The sequence below is a fragment of the Microbacterium maritypicum genome, from assembly GCF_041529975.1.
In the GTDB taxonomy this organism is placed as follows: domain Bacteria; phylum Actinomycetota; class Actinomycetes; order Actinomycetales; family Microbacteriaceae; genus Microbacterium.
Genome location: NZ_CP168030.1, coordinates 2,213,123 through 2,230,221, shown reverse-complemented (window position 1 = coordinate 2,230,221; position 17,099 = coordinate 2,213,123). Strand labels below are relative to the sequence as shown.

Here is a 17,099-nt window from a genome sequence, read left to right as displayed (position 1 = left end):
CATGCTGGCGGGGCGGACCGATTGTTACGAATGCCGACGTAATGTTCCGTCACGCAAAAGCAGCAGCACCCCGGAAAAGCGAAACGGGCCGCCACACCCGCCCGAAGGCGAGGTGGCGACCCGATTCAGAGTGCTGCTTAAGCGTTGCCGCCCGAGAGCTTCTCGCGCAGAGCCGCGAGAGCCTCGTCGTCGGCGAGGGTGCCGGCGCCGGCGACCTCGCTGGTGAAGGACTGGCCTCCGCCGAAGTCCTCTCCGGCTGCAGCCTCGGCCTCGGCCGCCTTGACGACCTGAGCCTTGTGCGCCTCCCAGCGAGCCTGGGCTGCAGCGTACTCCTGCTCCCATGCCTCGCGCTGGGCGTCGAAGCCTTCCTTCCACGCACCGGTCTCGGCGTCGAAGCCCTCCGGGTACTTGTACTCGCCGTTCTCGTCGTACTCGGCGAGCATGCCGTAGAGAGCCGGGTCGAACTCGGTGCCGTTGGGGTCGACCGACTCGTTGGCCTGCTTCAGCGACAGCGAGATGCGGCGACGCTCGAGGTCGATGTCGATGACCTTGACGAAGACCTCTTCGCCGACCGACACGACCTGCTCGGCCAGCTCGACGTGCTTGCTGGAGAGCTCGGAGATGTGGACGAGGCCCTCGATGCCGTCTGCGACGCGGACGAACGCACCGAACGGAACGAGCTTGGTGACCTTACCCGGCGTGACCTGACCGATCGCGTGGGTGCGGGCGAAGACCTGCCACGGGTCTTCCTGCGTCGCCTTCAGCGACAGGGAGACGCGCTCGCGGTCGAGGTCGACCTCGAGGATCTCGACGGTGACCTCCTGGCCCACCTCGACGACCTCGGAGGCGTGCTCGATGTGCTTCCAGGACAGCTCGGAGACGTGCACGAGGCCGTCCACGCCACCCAGGTCGACGAACGCGCCGAAGTTGACGATCGACGACACGACACCCTTGCGGACCTGACCCTTGTGCAGGTTGTTCAGGAACGTGGTGCGCGACTCCGACTGCGTCTGCTCGAGCAGCGCGCGACGGCTGAGGACGACGTTGTTGCGGTTCTTGTCGAGCTCGAGGATCTTGGCCTCGATCTCCTGGCCGAGGTACGGCGTGAGGTCGCGGACGCGACGCAGCTCGATGAGCGACGCCGGCAGGAAGCCACGGAGGCCGATGTCGACGATGAGTCCACCCTTGACGACCTCGATGACCGTACCGGTGACGACGCCGTCGTTCTCCTTGATCTTCTCGACGTCTCCCCAGGCACGCTCGTACTGTGCGCGCTTCTTGGAGAGGATCAGACGGCCTTCCTTGTCCTCCTTCTGGAGAACGAGGGCCTCGACCAGGTCGCCGACAGCGACGACCTCGTTGGGGTCGACGTCGTGCTTGATCGAGAGCTCGCGCGAGGGGATGACACCCTCGGTCTTGTAGCCGACATCGAGGAGGACCTCATCGCGGTCGATCTTGACGATCGTGCCTTCGATGATGTCGCCGTCGTTGAAGAACTTCAGGGTCTTCTCGACCGCGGCCAGGAAGTCCTCAGCAGATCCGATGTCGTTGATGGCGACCTGCTTGGTGGCCGGGGCGGTCGTTGCGGTAGTCATGTAGTGGGTTGTCCTTGTTGAATGGAGACTCGGGCTGAGACTCAACGGCCGCGCACGGCCGACTGCATGCTTCTCAGCGGTTGGATTTTGGTTTTCTCGCCACGAGGGCATGCGCATGCACGCCACGAGTGACGGTTAAGGCTATCAGAACTTCGGATCCCGGAGGAAGTCGGATTCCGGCGTCGCGAGCTGTGGATAACTCGAACGGGCAGACGGCCCTCTGAATTAGCGTGACCGGGTGATCTCCCCGACGTCTTCTTCCCGCTCGTTCGCGCGCGCCGCAGCCTTGGCGAGCGCCCTCCTCCTGCTCGTCGGCTGCGCGCCCGATCCTTCACCCTCACCCACTCCGACGCCCGCCTTCGCCTCGGAAGAAGAGGCCTTCGCCGCCGCCGAGGTGACATATCGGGAGTTCAACGATGTAAGCAACGCTCGCCGAGCTGGTGACGCAGACGCGAGTCCTGCCGACTATCTGATCGGAGACGCCCTCGAGGCGGACCAAGAGGCTTCCGAGTATCTGCTGGAGGCTGGCCTCAGACTGACCGGAGAGGCAGAGGTAGTCAGTTTTCGGGGAGTAGAGGCGGTGATCAATGACGGTCGCCCCTCCGTGACAGCGATCGTATGCCTTGACTCATCTGCGACACGAGTGGTTGATGCCGACGGAAAGGATGCCACACCTCCTGGTCGCCATACGATGGTCGCGCTCACCGCCCACATGATCATCGTGGGCGCCACATTCCGCATTCAGGAGGAGCACGAAGAAGGGACAGAGCAGTGCTGAAGACAGTGGCCATGCTCGCCACGGTATTAATAGTCATGTTCTCGGCGGCGCCCGAGCTGAGCATTGCCCCGCTGGGCAAATCGTGCGGGAGAGAACTGCAACTCGCCGGTCTCTGCGGCTCCCAAACCAACGGCGACCGTCTGGAGATCTTCGGAACCGAGACCCGCACTGTCCCAGACCTCGACAGTCCCGACTCGTCGGAGCGCCGCGGCCCGACCGAGAAGCCGAAGCCCTGCACAACCGACCCCGTCCGCCAGGCGTCCTGCAACTTCACCGCTGAGCGGGTGACGAACGACGAAGGCCACCCCCTCACCATCACCGACGTCGCACAGTTCGCTCCTGCACCCGTCACCACCGCCGGAGAGCCGGGCAACGTCGGCATCGCAGGCATGCCGACGAACTTCGTGGCAGCCGCAGCCGTGCACACGCGCGCCGGCACGCTGTTCGACAGACCGATCAGCGTACGATTCACGCCTGTCCGTTTCAGGTTCGCGTTCGGTGACGGCACAGCGGCCACCTCGAACACAGGCGGTCGGTCCTGGGCTTCCCTGGGGCAGGCGCAGTTCACCCCGACCCCGACGAGTCACTCGTATCGCGACCGCGGCACGTATTCGGCGCACGTCACCGTCCACTACACCGCCGAGGTCGACATCGGCGGTGGGTGGTTCCCGATCGACGGCGAGCTGTCCATCGATGGCCCGGCGCGGCAGATCCGTGTCTACGAAGCAGAGACCGCACTGGTCGCTCGCACCTGCGTCGAGCAACCCGGTGCGCCCGGTTGCTGACGCGGGCCGACCGCGCTCTACGCTGAGTCCATGACCCGCGCCGACCGCCTCATGCTGCTCGACACCGCCAGCCTCTACTTCCGCGCCTTCTACGGCGTTCCCGACAAAGTGACGGCGCCGGACGGATCGCCCATCAACGCGGCCCGCGGTCTGCTCGACATCATCGCCAAGCTCGTCACCCTGTATGAGCCGACGCATGTGATCGCGTGCTGGGACGACGACTGGCGCCCGCAGTGGCGCGTCGATCTCATCCCGAGCTACAAGACCCATCGCGTCGTCGAGATCGTGGCCAGTGGGCCGGACGTCGAGGAGATCCCCGACCCGCTCGAGGCGCAGATCCCTCTGATCCGCGAGACGCTCGCCGCCATCGGTATCCCCATCATCGGCGTCGCGGAACACGAGGCCGATGATGTGATCGGCACACTCGCGACCGACGCCACGATGCCGGTCGACATCGTCACGGGCGACCGCGACCTGTTCCAGCTCGTCGACGACGCCCGCGACGTGCGCGTCATCTACACCGCGCGCGGCATGAGCAACCTAGAGATCGTGACCGATGCGACCGTCGTCGCCAAGTACGGGGTCCTCCCGTCTCAGTACGCGGACTTCGCGACCATGCGCGGTGACGCCTCCGACGGGCTCCCTGGCGTCCCCGGCGTGGGAGAGAAGACAGCGGCGACCCTCCTCCAGACGCACAGTGACCTCACCGGCATCCGCGCCGCGGCGGAAGCCGGCGAGGGGATGAGCGCGGGAGTCCGCGCGAAGGTCCTGGCGGCTTCGGACTACCTCGAGGTCGCACCCACCGTGGTCGCCGTGGCGACCTCGCTGCCGATCAGCGCCCCCGGCATCCCGCTCCGCGTCCTCGATCCCGCCGAGGTCGACGCCGCCACCGCTCTCGCCGAGAAGTGGAACCTCGGCGGTTCCATGACGCGGGCGGTCGCAGCCGTGTCGAAGGCTGCCCTGCAGGCCGACTGATCGGCGTGCGGGCCCGACTCACTCGGCCCAGGCGAGCAAGCGGGAGAGGCCCCAGGTCGTCACGATCCGTGATGCGGGGATCCCCGCCCGTTCCGCGCGCTCGGCGCCGTGATCCAGCAACGACAGCTGCCCCGGTGCGTGCGCATCCGAATCGATGGAGAACAGGCACCCCGCGTCGAGCGCGATGGCGATCAGCTCGTCCGGAGGGTCCTGCCGCTCGGGCCGCGAGTTGATCTCCACCGCCACGCCGTTCTCCGCGCAGGCGGCGAAGACGGCTGCGGCGTCGAACGCCGACGGCGGACGCGTTCCCCGATCGCCCTGCACGAGCCGGCCCGTGCAATGCCCGAGTACATTCACCCGAGGATCCGAGACGGCGGCGATCATCCGCGCCGTCATCGGCCGTGCGTCCATGCGCAGCTTGGAGTGCACGGAGGCCACGACGATGTCGAGTTCCGCGAGCAGCCCATCCTCCTGGTCGAGTGTGCCGTCCTCCAGGATGTCCACCTCGATCCCCGCGAGCAAAGTGAATCCGTCGCCGGACTCGGCACGCACCAACGGCATCTGCTCACGAAGGCGCTCGGCAGACAACCCGCGTGCCACCCGTAGTCGTGGAGAGTGATCCGTGATCGCCTGATACTCGTGTCCCAGCGCCCGCGCGGCCGCGGCTATCACCGGGATGGGTGTCGTGCCGTCCGACCAGTCGGTGTGCGCGTGCAGGTCACCGCGCAGCTTGGCCCGCAGCGCCGAGACGCGCTCCGGCTCGACGTCGCCGCGCAACTCGACGAGATAGTCGGGAATCCGACCCGCCTGCGCCTGACGGATGACCGCGAATGTGGACTCGCCGATGCCCTTTGCCGCACGAAGCCTCGTCGGATCGGCCTGCACGTCGTCCGGCAGATCCTGCAGAGTCACCGCGGCCTGGCGGAACGCCTTCGCCCGATACCGTGACGCACGCTCGCGTTCGAGGAGGGAGGCGATCTCGAGCAGCGCGTCGACGGGATCCACGATCACTCCTGGGGTGCCGCCAGCTCGCGGCTGACGCCGATCCACTGATCGAGCTTGGCCAGGGCACGACCGTCGTCGACCGCCGCGGCGGCCGTGTCGTACCCCGCGCGCAACCGCTCGAGGATGGGCCGCTGCACCTGCGTGGCGTCCTGCGAGAGCTCGAAGGCGACGATTCCGGCAGCGGCGTTGAGGAGCACGATGTCGCGTACTGCGCCGGTCTCCCCCGCGAGCGTGCGCCGGAGCACCTCGGCGTTGTGCTGCGGTGAGCCGCCGATCAGGTCGGCGAGATCGGCGATCGGGATGTCGAGGTCGCGGGGGTCGAGGTCGTGCTCGTGGATGTCTCCTCGGGTGACCTCCCAGATACGACTGTGTCCGGTGGTCGTCAGCTCGTCGAGCCCGTCGTCGCCGCGGAAGACGAGTGCGGTCGCGCCGCGGGTGCGGAACACGCCCGTGATCAGCGGCACCCGTTCGATCTGCGCGACACCGACGGCATTGGCTTCGGCACGCGCCGGGTTGCACAGCGGGCCGAGCATGTTGAAGACCGTCGGCACCCCGAGCTCGGCACGCACGGTGCCTGCGTGCTTGAAGCCCGGGTGGAACGCCCCGGCCCACGCGAACGTGATGCCGGTGCGGTCGAGAATGGATGCCACGTCGGCGGGGTTCAGAGAAAGCTCCAGGCCGAGCGCTCCGAGCACGTCCGAGGATCCGGAGGCGGAGCTGGCCGCACGGTTGCCGTGCTTCACGACGGGCACGCCGGTGGCACCGATGATGATCGCCGCGGTCGTGGACACGTTGACCGTACCGACGCGGTCCCCTCCGGTTCCGACGATGTCGAGCACGTCCGGGGAGACCGGCAGCGGCACGGCGGCCTCGAGGATCGCATCGCGGAACCCGACGATCTCGTCGATCGTCTCGCCCTTCGCACGGAGAGCGACGAGGAAACCGGCGAGCTGCGCCTCGCTCACGCCACCCTGCATGATCTGACGCATCGCCCACGTGGACTCCCAGACGCTGAGATCGCGGCGCTCCAACAGCGAGGTGAGCACGTCGGGCCAGGTCAACGAATCAGGCATGTGTGCGATCCTATCGGCGTGGAGAAAACATGCAGATGCTTCCGCACGCATGCGCACTCCGTGCCCACCCCCTGTTTCCCGCGGATTCACCGGGTATTCGCAGTGTTTTCTTAGGGTCCCCTAAGTCCAGGTCCGGCGATTCGAAGGTCGTGGGTGCAAGAATCACGCCCCAGGATCGGCCATAATGGAGGGGTGACGACCTCAGCGACGTATGCCCCGGCGGCGAGAACGATTAAGCGGCCCAACCCGGTAGCTGTCGGCACCATTGTGTGGCTCGGCAGTGAGGTGATGTTCTTCGCGGGACTCTTCGCGATCTACTTCACGCTCCGCAGCACCTCCCCGGAGCTGTGGGCAGACCGGACCGAGCTGCTGAACGTCCCGTTCGCCGCAGTGAACACTGCGATCCTCGTCCTCTCCTCGTTCACGTGCCAGATGGGCGTGTTCGCGGCAGAAGACCTGCAGCCCTACAAGATCGGTAAGGGGCAGAAGAACGGCGCCGGACGCCGTCGCCTCTTCGGCTGGGGAATGGTCGAGTGGTTCTTCCTCACCTTCGCCCTCGGCGCGATCTTCGTCTCCGGCCAGGTGTGGGAGTACGCACAGCTGGTCGCTGAAGGCATGCCGATCAACGCCGACTCGTACGCCTCCGCCTTCTACCTGACGACCGGCTTCCACGCCCTTCACGTCACGGGCGGCCTCGTCGCGTTCCTGCTCGTCATCGGACGCGCATACGCCGTCAAGAACTTCCGGCACAAGGAGGCGACCTCCTCGATCGTGGTGTCCTACTACTGGCACTTCGTCGACGTCGTCTGGATCGTGCTGTTCCTCGTTATCTACTTCCTGAAATAAGAGCGGAGCTGATCCCCGAGATGGCACGAGAGAAGAAGCGCCGTTCCAGCGGTCGTCGCAGCCCTTTGGCGGCGGCCGCGCTCATCGGCGCAGGCCTCATGATCACCGGCGCCGTGTACGCCGGTGCGACGGCTGCGTTCGCCGCGTCCGACACGCCGACCGCGTCGACGCAGCTGACCGTCGAAGACGGCGAGAAGCTGTTCCAGGCGAACTGCGCCACCTGCCACGGTCTCGACCTGCAGGGAACCGCCAACGGCCCCAGCCTGTACGGCGTGGGCGAGCTGGCGACCGAGTTCCAGCTGTCGACCGGTCGCATGCCCCTGCAGATGCAGGGACCGCAGGCGCCGCAGAAGGCACCGCAGTTCACCGAGGACCAGATCCTCGCGATCTCCTCGTTCGTGCAGTCCGAGGCTCCCGGCCCGACGTTCCCCGCCGACCACATCCTGGACGGAGAAGGTGACGTCGCGAACGGCGCCGAGCTGTTCCGCGTCAACTGCGCGATGTGCCACAACGTGGCCGCAGCGGGTGGAGCGCTCACCGAGGGCAAGTACGCACCCGGTCTCCAGGAGACCAGCGCGCTGCACATGTACGCGGCGATGGTCACCGGCCCGCAGAACATGCCGGTCTTCGGCGACATGAACCTGTCCGACGAGGACAAGCGCGACATCATCTCGGCGCTGCTCTTCCAGCAGCAGTCCGTGCAGATCGGCGGATTCTCGCTCGGTTCGCTCGGACCGGTCTCCGAGGGCCTGTTCGTCTGGATCTTCGGAATCGGCGCGCTCGTCGCCATCACCGTGTGGATCACGGCGAAGTCCAACTGACGCTTATTCATCGAAGAGGAACGTACGAGGAGCACCATGGCACACGACGACGACTCGCAGGCTCTTGACAGGGCCTACCAGCCCTCTCCGGGGCTGGGTGTCGCAGTCAGCGATCCCGTGCAGAACCCCGGGCTTCCGCCGCACCGCGAGCGGATGACCGACAAGGACCCGCGCGCTGAGAAGGCCGCTGTCCGCACTGTCTACACGCTGTTCTACCTCTCGCTGGCCGGGAGCATCTGGGCGGTCGCCGCCTACATGCTGTTCCCGATCGAGAGCGGCGCGCTCATCGACATCCGGCAGAACAACCTCTTCATCGGTCTCGGCATCGCCCTCGCGCTGCTGGCCCTCGGCATCGGTGCGATCCACTGGTCCAAGGCGCTCATGTCCGACAAGGAGTTCATCGAGCACCGCCACCCCACCCGTGGCAAGGACGCGACCCGCGAGGCGGCCATCCAGGCCTTCTCCGACGCGAACGAGGAGTCCGGTTTCGGACGCCGCACGGTGATCCGCAACTCGCTGTTCGCCGCACTCGTCGCCTCGATCATCCCGGGCGTCACGCTCTTCCGTGGTCTCGCTCCGCACTCGACGCCGGATGACCCCACCGCGGGCGACCCGGTCGTTCTCCTCAAGCACACGATGTGGGAGAAGGGTGCGCGCCTCGTCCGCGACCCCGACGGCACCCCGATCCGCGCCGCGGACGTGACCCTCGGGTCGGCGTTCCACGTGATCCCCGAAGAGCTCGCGACGCTCAGCCACCACGACGGCTACCTCGAGGAGAAGGCCAAGGCCATCGTGCTGATGATGCGTCTGCGCCCCGAGCAGCTGATCGAGGCCGAGGACCGCAAGGACTGGTCCTACGACGGCATCGTCGCCTATTCCAAGGTCTGCACGCACGTCGGATGCCCTGTGGCTCTGTACGAGCAGCAGACGCACCACCTGCTGTGCCCGTGCCACCAGTCGCAGTTCGACGTCACGGACCACGCCAAGGTCATCTTCGGCCCGGCGGCTCGTCCGCTGCCGCAGCTGCCCATCACCGTCGATGACGAGGGCTACCTGGTCGCACGCAGCGACTTCAAGGAACCCGTCGGCCCGAGCTTCTGGGAGCGCCATTGAGCACCGCAACGCTGTCCAAAGAGGACAAGGACACCAAAGCGCCCCTCGGCGGTCGCTTCGTCGGTGCCGCGTCGAACTACATCGACGAGCGCACCAGCCTCTCCGGCTTCGTCAAGGAGCTCGGACGCAAGATCTTCCCCGACCACTGGTCGTTCATGCTCGGCGAGATCGCGCTGTGGAGCTTCGTCGTCGTGTTCCTCTCCGGAACCTTCCTGACGTTCTTCTTCCAGGCATCCATGGTCGAGACCCACTACACCGGCGCCTACGCGCCGATGCGTGGTATCGAGATGTCGGCGGCGCTCGAGTCATCGCTGCACATCTCGTTCGACCTGCGCGGCGGGCTCCTGGTCCGCCAGATCCACCACTGGGCGGCGCTCGTGTTCATCGCCGGCATCGGCGTGCACATGCTCCGCGTGTTCTTCACCGGCGCGTTCCGCAAGCCGCGTGAGCTCAACTGGGTCATCGGCTTCGTCCTGTTCATCCTCGCGATGGCAGAGGGCTTCACCGGCTACTCGCTTCCCGACGACCTGCTCTCGGGTAACGGCCTCCGCATCATCGACGGCATGATCAAGGGTCTCCCCCTGATCGGCACCTGGACCTCGTTCCTCCTCTTCGGCGGCGAGTTCCCCGGGACCGACATCGTCGGACGTCTGTACACGCTGCACATCCTGTTGCTGCCGATGCTCGTCATCGCGCTCATCGTCGTGCACCTGATGCTGATGATCATCAACAAGCACACGCAGTTCGCGGGCCCCGGCCGCACGAACGACAACGTCGTGGGCTACCCGATGATGCCGGTCTACATGTCGAAGATGGGCGGCTACCTGTTCATCGTGTTCGGCGTGATCGTCATGATCGCGACGTTCTTCCAGATCAACCCGATCTGGAACTACGGCCCGTACGACCCGTCCCCTGTCTCGGCCGGCACGCAGCCGGACTGGTACATCGGCTTCGCCGACGGCGCTCTGCGTCTGGCGCCGTCGAACTGGGACATCGTGTTCCTCGACCGCACGTGGTCCTTCGGAATCATCGCGCCCGTGCTCGTGCTCGGCCTGTTCATCGTGGTCGTCGCGATCTACCCGTTCATCGAGGCGTGGGTCACCGGCGACAAGCGCGAGCACCACATCGCACAGCGTCCCCGCAACGCGGCGACGCGCACCGCGATCGGCGTCGCCGGCGTCATCTTCTACGCCGTCCTCTGGGCTGCAGCATCGTCTGACCTCATCGCGACGCACTTCATGCTCACGATGGAAGGCGTCATCCACACGCTGCAGGCGTTGCTGTTCCTGGGCCCGATCCTCGGATACTTCGTCACCAAGCGCATCTGCATCGCGCTGCAGAAGAAGGACCGCGAGATCGTGCTGCACGGCTTCGAGTCGGGGCGCATCGTCCGTCTCCCCGGTGGCGAGTTCATCGAGGTCCACCAGCCGGTCGACCAGTACGACCGCTGGAAGCTCATCGATGTCGACTCCTACGAGCCTCTCGTGGTTCGCCCGAACGCCAAGGGCCGCATCCCGTGGACGGAAAACCTCCGTTCCTCGATCTCCCGGTGGTTCTTCGAAGATCGTCTGGCCCCGCTCACGCAGGCCGAGGTCGAAGCAGCCGATGCGCACCAGCACCACGTCACGGCTCAGAACGATGAGACCGAGGCCGCAGAGATCCAGGGTGCTCACGAGCGCGCCGGCTTCCCTGATGCCCCGCTCACGGTCGATGAGACGCACGTCGACGAGACGCCGAACACCCCCAGCACGGTCATCGCGACCGAGCCGGTGAAGAAGCCTCGCAAGAAGAAGGAGGATGGCGAGTAGTCGCCACTCCCCCACGATGAAGGCCTCGTCCACACGGACGGGGCCTTCATCGTTAATCCGTGAATGAGAGGATCGAACCATGTCATCTGCCGTCCAGCTGATCCGCGCCACTGCCCTCGCCGACGCCCCCTACGCCTATGCCGCCACTGCACCGGCGGGTTCGCGTTTCATCTTCCTCGCGGGAGCCTGCCCTCTGAACGACGACGGGACGACCGCCGCACCGGGCGACTACGCGGCTCAGGCGGCCCGATGCGTGCAGACGCTCGAGGCAGCACTCGACGTCGCTGGCGCGAACCTCACCGATGTCATCAGCACACGAGTGCTGGTGGCCTCCTCCGCGCAGGCCGACCTCGTCACGGCGTGGGACGTGGTCCACGCTGCCTTCGGCGACCACGATGTCCCCAGCACCCTCCTGGGTGTCACGGTGCTCGGTTACGATGACCAGCTCGTCGAGATCGAGGCCATCGCCGCCGTCGCAGGAGAGTGACCATGGAGATCCGAGTACGTCCTGCGCATCCGGCGGATGACGCGGAGACCGAACAGATCGAAGCCGCGGCGGATGCTCTGCTCGTCGATCGTTTCGACGCGGTCGACTGGCCGCCCCCGACCACTGCTCGGGAGCGCGCTTCGATGCCGGGCTTCGTGCTCGTCGCTGAGCCCCACGAGGCCTCAGCCCCCTCTTCGGGCCCCGTCGGCTTCGTGCACGTCCTGGAGATCGACGGGCACGCTCATCTAGAGCAGCTCTCTGTGCTGCCCACGTACGGCCGGCGCGGGATCGGGCGTCGGCTCGTCCAGGCGGCGCTCTCTGAGACCCGAGACCGCGGACATCGTACGATCACCCTCCGCACCTACCGTGACGTCCCCTGGAACGCGCCGTTCTACGCCTCCTGCGGCTTCACGGAGACCGAGCTGGACTCCGCTCTGCTCCGCTCCCTCATCGACACGGAGACCGCCCTCGGGCTCTTCAGATACGGCCCTCGCGTGCAGATGACTGCCACCCTCTGATGCGTCGACGCTGACGGCATTCGCTCTCTGGGCAACGCCGACGGTGTGCACTGCCGACCTGTCGACCCACTGACCGGCATCGCACGGGTCCGAACGAGGTCGTGAAGATCCCCGCCGCCCGCACACGAACCGACCCACTGGCACGTACACGATGAAGGCCCCCGGACGAATCCGGGGGCCTTCATCTATTCAGATGTCTCAGCGGGCGAAGTTGCCGCGGTAGTACTCGTAGACCCAGCCGACGATCGCGACGACGAAGATCGCGAGACCGATCGGGAGCAGGAAGTGTCCGACAGCAAGGCCGACGACGAAAACACCGGCCGAAGCCGCGAGCACGATCGGCCACCAGGACCACGGGCTGAACTCGCCGAGCTCGGGGTCACCGTCGTCGATGTCCGCCGTCAGGATGTCTTCCGGCAGCTCACCGTTCTGCGCCTTGTGCGTGCGATCGAGATAGAACGCGACCATCGCGGCCATGAAGGCTGCGAAGAACAGGGCGACAGTGCCGACCCACTCGATCCGCATCGCGAAGTTGTCGGACGGAGTGACCAGGATGTGCCAGCCGGTGTAGACGACACCGACGAGGGCGAAGAACGCTGTCAGCACCCACCAGAGAATGACGTTGTCGCGCATGACTTAGTGGGCCTCTCGCTCGCCGGGCGCCGTAGTCGCGAACTCGGCAGCCTCCGGGTGATTCAGGTCGAACGCGGGACGCTCGCTGCGGATACGCGGGATCGACGTGAAGTTGTGCCGCGGCGGCGGGCACGACGTCGCCCACTCGAGCGAAGCACCGTAGCCCCACGGGTCGTTTACCGTGACCTTCGGAGCCTTGCGGGCCGTGATCCACACGTTCAGGAAGAACGGGAGCATCGAGGCGCCGAGGATGATCGCACCGATCGTGGAGACCTGGTTCTGCCAGGTCCAGCCGTCTGCTGCGGAGTAGTCCGCGTAGCGGCGCACCATGCCGTCGACACCCAGCCAGTGCTGGATGAGGAACGTCATGTGGAAGCCGATGAACAGCATCCAGAAGTGCACGTAGCCGAGACGCTCGTTGAGCATGCGACCGGTCCACTTCGGCCACCAGAAGTAGAAGCCGGCGAACATGGCGAACACGACGGTGCCGAACACCACGTAGTGGAAGTGAGCGACGACGAAGTACGAGTCGGAGAGCGCGAAGTCCAGCGGCGGGGCCGCGAGGATGACACCGGTCAGACCGCCGAAGACGAACGACACGAGGAATCCGAGTGCGAAGACCATCGGAGTCTCGAAGGTCACCGATCCTCGCCAGAGCGTGCCGATCCAGTTGAAGATCTTCACACCCGTCGGCACGGCGATGAGCATCGTCATGAGGGCGAAGAAGGGCAGCAGCACCGATCCGGTCACGTACATGTGGTGCGCCCACACGGCCACGGAGAGAGCGGCGATCGCGATCGTCGCGTAGACCAGCGTCTTGTATCCGAAGATCGGCTTACGGCTGAAGACCGGGAAGATCTCCGACACGATGCCGAAGAACGGCAGAGCGATGATGTAGACCTCGGGGTGGCCGAAGAACCAGAACAGGTGCTGCCACAGCAGGACACCGCCGTTGGCGGGGTCGTAGATGTGAGCGCCGAGGATGCGGTCCGCTGCAGCGGCGAAGATCGCTGCCGCGAGCACGGGGAACGCCATCAGGATGAGCAGGCTCGTGATGAGCGTGTTCCAGGAGAAGATCGGCATGCGCCACATCGTCATGCCGGGAGCGCGCATCGTGATGATCGTGGTGATGAAGTTGACGGCACCGAGGATGGTTCCGAAACCGGAGATACCCAGTCCGACCATCCAGAGGTTTCCACCCGCGCCCGGCGAGAACGACGCACCGGCCAGCGGTTGATAGGCGAACCATCCGAAGGAGGCCGCGCCCTGCGGGGTGAGGAAGCCGGCGACCGCGATGGTCGAGCCGAAGAGGAAGAGCCAGAAGGCGAACGCGTTCAGACGCGGGAAGGCCACGTCGGGGGCGCCGATCTGCAACGGCAGGATCGCGTTGGCGAAGCCCGCGAAGAGCGGCGTCGCGAACATCAGCAGCATGATCGTGCCGTGCATCGTGAACAGCTGGTTGTACTGCTCCTTCGTCGGGACGATCTGCATGCCCGGCGCGAACAGCTCGGCGCGGATGACGAGGGCCATCACGCCACCGAGGAGGAAGAACAGCACGGACGCGATCAGGTACATGTACCCGATGGTCTTGTGGTCGGTGGAGGTGATCCACTTGACGACGATGTTGCCCTTCTGCTCCACGCGCGAGGAGCTCATGAGAGCGGCCTGGCGGGCGGGCAGAGTGGTCGGACGCGACTGGGGAGTCTCGTCGGTACGGGGAGCTTCTGTGGTCGACATGACTTACTCCCCTCCTTCCTCGGTGTCGGTCTTCGGGGTCGTCCCCGGGAAGTTCGAGAGACGGTCGTACGCGTCGGTGATGTCGCCCGTGTTGCCCTTCTCCTCGAGCGACTCGAGGTACGCGTCGTAGTCGTCCTGAGAGACGACCTTGACGTTGAAGAGCATCATCGAGTGATACTCACCGCAGAGCTCGGCACACTTGCCGGCGTACTCGCCCTCACGGGTGGGGATGAACGACCAGGAGTTGTCCTTCCCGATGAACATGTCCTTCTTGTAGAGGAAGTCGATGATCCAGAAAGAGTGGATGACGTCGCGCGACTGCAGGTCGATCGTGACCTTCTTGTCGACCGGCAGAACCAGCGTCGGCAGCTGCGACTGATCGATGTTGCCTTCAGCGTCGGGCTGGGCCTGGATGCCCATCGTCCACACGGCGTCGGAGTTGTCCTCTTCTTCACCGTCGTACTGGAAGTCCCACGCCCACTGCTTGGCGATCGCGGTGATCTCGACGTCGGGCTCGTCCCACTTGGCCTCGATCTCGGTCTGATCACGAGCGGTGAAGAAGAACATACCCAGCACGAGGATGAGCGGCACGATCGTGTAGAAGATCTCGATCGGCATGTTGTAGCGCATCTGCACCGGGAGGCCGGTCTGGCCCTTGCGGCGACGGTACGCGATCGCGGCCCAGGCCATCAGGCCCCAGGTGATGATGCCGACGGCGAGAAGCACGATCCAGGAGTTCACCCAGAGCGAGGAGACGCGCTCGGTCTGATTGGTGGCTGCGGGGCCACCCTCCACGAAGCCCGGAAGAAAGCCGTTCAGCTCGGTGGGAGAACATCCCGCCAGGGCCAAGGCTGCCACGACTCCCACAGGGAGTGCGGCCCAACGAAGGCTGCGTTTCGAGGGCACGATGCACCTTTCAGATCGCGAACAGAGCACACCCAAGTCTAGGGCAACCTCACACCTGATTCATGCCAACCACGCAGGTTCCGAAAGCGGAACGGCCGCCGTCACCCATGGTGACGGCGGCCGTTCGGCAGACGGACGATCAGTGGAAGCTGTCGCCGCAGGCGCAGCTGCCCGCTGCGTTGGGGTTGTCGATCGTGAACCCCTGCTCGGAGATCGTGTCCTTGAAGTCGATCGCCGCACCGTCGAGGTACGGGACGCTCATGTTGTCGATGATCACCTCGACGCCGTCGAAGTCGACGGTCTCGTCGCCTTCGAGGTAGCGCTCGTCGAAGTACAGCTGGTAGATCAGGCCCGAGCATCCGCCGGGCTGCACGGCGACGCGAAGACGGAGATCGTCGCGGCCTTCCTGCTCGAGGAGGTTCTTCACCTTGACGGCGGCAGCGTCGGTCAGGGTGACGCCGTGTGCGCGGGTGGTCTCTGGGGAGAGTGTGGTGTCGCTCATGTCGCTCCTTGTGACGGGCCGCAGGTGCACGGCTTCTCGGACGATTCTACCGCCGCAGATCCTGTGAGGCTCAGAGTTCTGCAGCATTCATGCGGGTGAGCAGCAGCGCCTCGGTCGCGACCGCATGGCGGAAGGTGTCGAGGTGCAGCGACTCGTTGGGGCTGTGCGCCCGCGAATGCGGGTCCTCGACACCGGTGACGAGGATCTGCGCGGCCGGGAACTCCCGCACCAGGTCGGCGATGAACGGGATCGAACCGCCGACGCCCAGGTCCACCGGCGGAACCCCGTAGCCGTCGTGCATCGCGTCGCGCGTGAGCTGCACCGCCCAGCCGCTGGTGTCGACGAGGAAGCCATCCCCCAGGTCGACATCCGAGAAGGTGAGCTCCGCGCCGAACGGAGCGTGAGCCCGCAGGTGGCTCTCGAGGGCGTCATACGCGGCCTGCCCCGTCTGCCCGGGCGCGACACGAGCGCTGATCACGACCGTGACCTCGGGAAGCAGGGTGTTGGATGCCGCCGCCACGCTCGTCGCGTCGATGCCGATCACCGTCACCGCGGGCTTGTTCCAGATCCGGCTGAGGATCGTGCCGTCACCGATCGGAGTGGTGCCGGGAAGGAGCCCTGCCTCGTCACGGAGTGTCGCCTCGGTGTAATCGGGAGTGGGCGCATCGCGCTCAGTCATCCCCGCCACCGCCACCGAGCCGTCGGAGTTCCACAGCGTGGAGAGCAGCTTCACGGTCGACATCATCGCGTCGGGCACCGCTCCCCCGAACATCCCCGAGTGGGACGCGTGATCGAGGGTGCGCACGCGCAGCGTGAAGCGCGCGTTCCCGCGAAGCGAGACGGTGAGGCCCGGGGTGACCGAATCCCAGTTACCGGAGTCGGCGACGACGATGGCGTCCGCGCGGAGCGCCTCCTTGTTGTCGGAGAGGAACTGAGCGAAGGAACGAGACCCGTACTCCTCCTCCCCCTCGATGAACATCGCGATACCGAGGTCGAGGTCGTCCCCCAGCACCTCGTGTACGGCTCGGATCGACGCGATGTGCGCCATGATCCCCGCCTTGTCGTCTGCGGCGCCGCGTCCGTACAGACGCCCGTCACGGACCGTCGGCTCAAACGGCGGGGTCTCCCAGAGGGCGTCATCACCGGGAGGCTGCACGTCGTGGTGCGCGTAGAGCAGGATCGTCGGCTTGCCGTTGCGGGCCGCGCGCGTGGCGAGGACTGCCGGCTGTCCCTGCTCATCGGTGCCCGGGATCGCGGCACGGAGCACACGCACCTCGTCGAAGACACCGGTGTCCGAGGCCAGCGTCGCCACGGCTTCCGCGCTGCGCTCCAGCTGGGTCTGATCGAACGCGGGCCAGGCCATTCCCGGGATGCGCACGAGGTGGCCGAGGTCCGACAACGCGGAGGGGATACCGGTCGCCACAGCCTCGAGGACGGCGGCATCGGGCTCACGGGGAGGAACAGGAGAGGTCATGCGAGTAATCTTAAGGTGATCCCCCGCAGCGAACCGAGGAACT

17 protein-coding genes are annotated in these 17,099 nt (G+C 66.0%); 9 read left to right on the top strand and 8 right to left on the bottom strand.

The window, feature by feature from the left end:
* Positions 1-137: 137 nt before the first annotated feature.
* Complete coding sequence (rpsA, locus tag ACCO44_RS10825; RefSeq protein WP_105710170.1) at positions 138-1,595, bottom strand: 30S ribosomal protein S1; 1,458 nt, start codon at positions 1,593-1,595, stop codon at positions 138-140.
* Positions 1,596-1,833: 238 nt separating this feature from the next.
* Between rpsA and ACCO44_RS10820 the strand changes: the two genes are divergently transcribed.
* The 3 genes from ACCO44_RS10820 to ACCO44_RS10810 are packed head-to-tail and all read left to right on the top strand — an operon-like array spanning position 1,834 to position 4,133.
* Complete coding sequence (locus ACCO44_RS10820) at positions 1,834-2,373, top strand: hypothetical protein (protein WP_372466552.1); 540 nt, start codon at positions 1,834-1,836, stop codon at positions 2,371-2,373.
* The gene (locus ACCO44_RS10815) at positions 2,367-3,158 is read left to right on the top strand and encodes a PKD domain-containing protein (RefSeq protein WP_372466551.1); all 792 of its coding nucleotides are present in this window, start codon (positions 2,367-2,369) and stop codon (positions 3,156-3,158) included. The genes ACCO44_RS10820 and ACCO44_RS10815 overlap by 7 nt, the downstream gene beginning before the upstream one ends.
* A 30-nt stretch (positions 3,159-3,188) precedes the next feature.
* Complete coding sequence (locus ACCO44_RS10810) at positions 3,189-4,133, top strand: 5'-3' exonuclease (RefSeq protein WP_105710375.1); 945 nt, start codon at positions 3,189-3,191, stop codon at positions 4,131-4,133.
* 18 nt (positions 4,134-4,151) lie between these two features.
* On the opposite strand, the gene ACCO44_RS10805 is transcribed toward ACCO44_RS10810, so the two are convergent.
* Positions 4,152-5,138 carry a PHP domain-containing protein gene (locus ACCO44_RS10805; RefSeq protein WP_372466550.1) on the bottom strand — a complete coding sequence of 329 codons (987 nt, stop codon included), beginning with the start codon at positions 5,136-5,138 and terminating at the stop codon, positions 4,152-4,154.
* A gap of 2 nt (positions 5,139-5,140) precedes the next feature.
* Positions 5,141-6,211 (bottom strand): anthranilate phosphoribosyltransferase, encoded by a 1,071-nt coding sequence (trpD, locus tag ACCO44_RS10800; protein ID WP_372466549.1) that lies wholly within the window; start codon positions 6,209-6,211, stop codon positions 5,141-5,143.
* A gap of 288 nt (positions 6,212-6,499) precedes the next feature.
* Here trpD and ACCO44_RS10795 point away from each other — a divergent pair, with 288 nt between their 5' ends.
* The 6 genes from ACCO44_RS10795 (at position 6,500) to ACCO44_RS10770 (ending at position 11,804) form a co-directional block, all read left to right on the top strand.
* Positions 6,500-7,057, top strand: coding sequence for a heme-copper oxidase subunit III (locus ACCO44_RS10795; RefSeq protein WP_205828862.1), 558 nt, complete (start codon positions 6,500-6,502; stop codon positions 7,055-7,057).
* Positions 7,058-7,077: 20 nt separating this feature from the next.
* On the top strand, positions 7,078-7,878 hold the full coding sequence (locus ACCO44_RS10790; protein ID WP_029261592.1) for a c-type cytochrome: 801 nt from the start codon (positions 7,078-7,080) through the stop codon (positions 7,876-7,878).
* A gap of 36 nt (positions 7,879-7,914) precedes the next feature.
* Positions 7,915-8,991, top strand: coding sequence for a ubiquinol-cytochrome c reductase iron-sulfur subunit (locus ACCO44_RS10785; RefSeq protein ID WP_029261591.1), 1,077 nt, complete (start codon positions 7,915-7,917; stop codon positions 8,989-8,991).
* Positions 8,988-10,799 (top strand): cytochrome bc complex cytochrome b subunit, encoded by a 1,812-nt coding sequence (locus ACCO44_RS10780; protein WP_105710174.1) that lies wholly within the window; start codon positions 8,988-8,990, stop codon positions 10,797-10,799. Before ACCO44_RS10785 ends, ACCO44_RS10780 begins: the two co-directional genes overlap by 4 nt.
* A gap of 79 nt (positions 10,800-10,878) precedes the next feature.
* Entirely contained in the window at positions 10,879-11,286 is a 408-nt protein-coding gene (locus ACCO44_RS10775; RefSeq protein ID WP_105710175.1) for a RidA family protein, read from the top strand.
* Positions 11,287-11,288: 2 nt separating this feature from the next.
* Positions 11,289-11,804 carry a GNAT family N-acetyltransferase gene (locus ACCO44_RS10770; protein ID WP_372466548.1) on the top strand — a complete coding sequence of 172 codons (516 nt, stop codon included), beginning with the start codon at positions 11,289-11,291 and terminating at the stop codon, positions 11,802-11,804.
* 198 nt (positions 11,805-12,002) lie between these two features.
* Here the strand turns inward: ACCO44_RS10770 and ACCO44_RS10765 are convergent, their stop codons facing one another.
* From ACCO44_RS10765 to ACCO44_RS10745, 5 genes are all read right to left on the bottom strand, one after another.
* A complete protein-coding gene (locus ACCO44_RS10765; RefSeq protein ID WP_029261586.1) occupies positions 12,003-12,437 on the bottom strand; it encodes a cytochrome c oxidase subunit 4 in 435 nt (144 codons plus the stop codon).
* Between the two features lie 3 nt (positions 12,438-12,440).
* On the bottom strand, positions 12,441-14,174 hold the full coding sequence (gene ctaD / locus ACCO44_RS10760; protein ID WP_029261585.1) for a cytochrome c oxidase subunit I: 1,734 nt from the start codon (positions 14,172-14,174) through the stop codon (positions 12,441-12,443).
* A 3-nt stretch (positions 14,175-14,177) separates the two neighbouring features.
* Positions 14,178-15,080: a cytochrome c oxidase subunit II gene (coxB, locus tag ACCO44_RS10755; protein WP_029261584.1), complete on the bottom strand. Its 903-nt coding sequence runs from the start codon at positions 15,078-15,080 to the stop codon at positions 14,178-14,180.
* Positions 15,081-15,219: 139 nt separating this feature from the next.
* Positions 15,220-15,582: an iron-sulfur cluster insertion protein ErpA gene (erpA, locus tag ACCO44_RS10750; protein WP_029261583.1), complete on the bottom strand. Its 363-nt coding sequence runs from the start codon at positions 15,580-15,582 to the stop codon at positions 15,220-15,222.
* A 70-nt stretch (positions 15,583-15,652) separates the two neighbouring features.
* A complete protein-coding gene (locus ACCO44_RS10745; RefSeq protein WP_372466547.1) occupies positions 15,653-17,056 on the bottom strand; it encodes a dipeptidase in 1,404 nt (467 codons plus the stop codon).
* Positions 17,057-17,099: the final 43 nt, after the last annotated feature.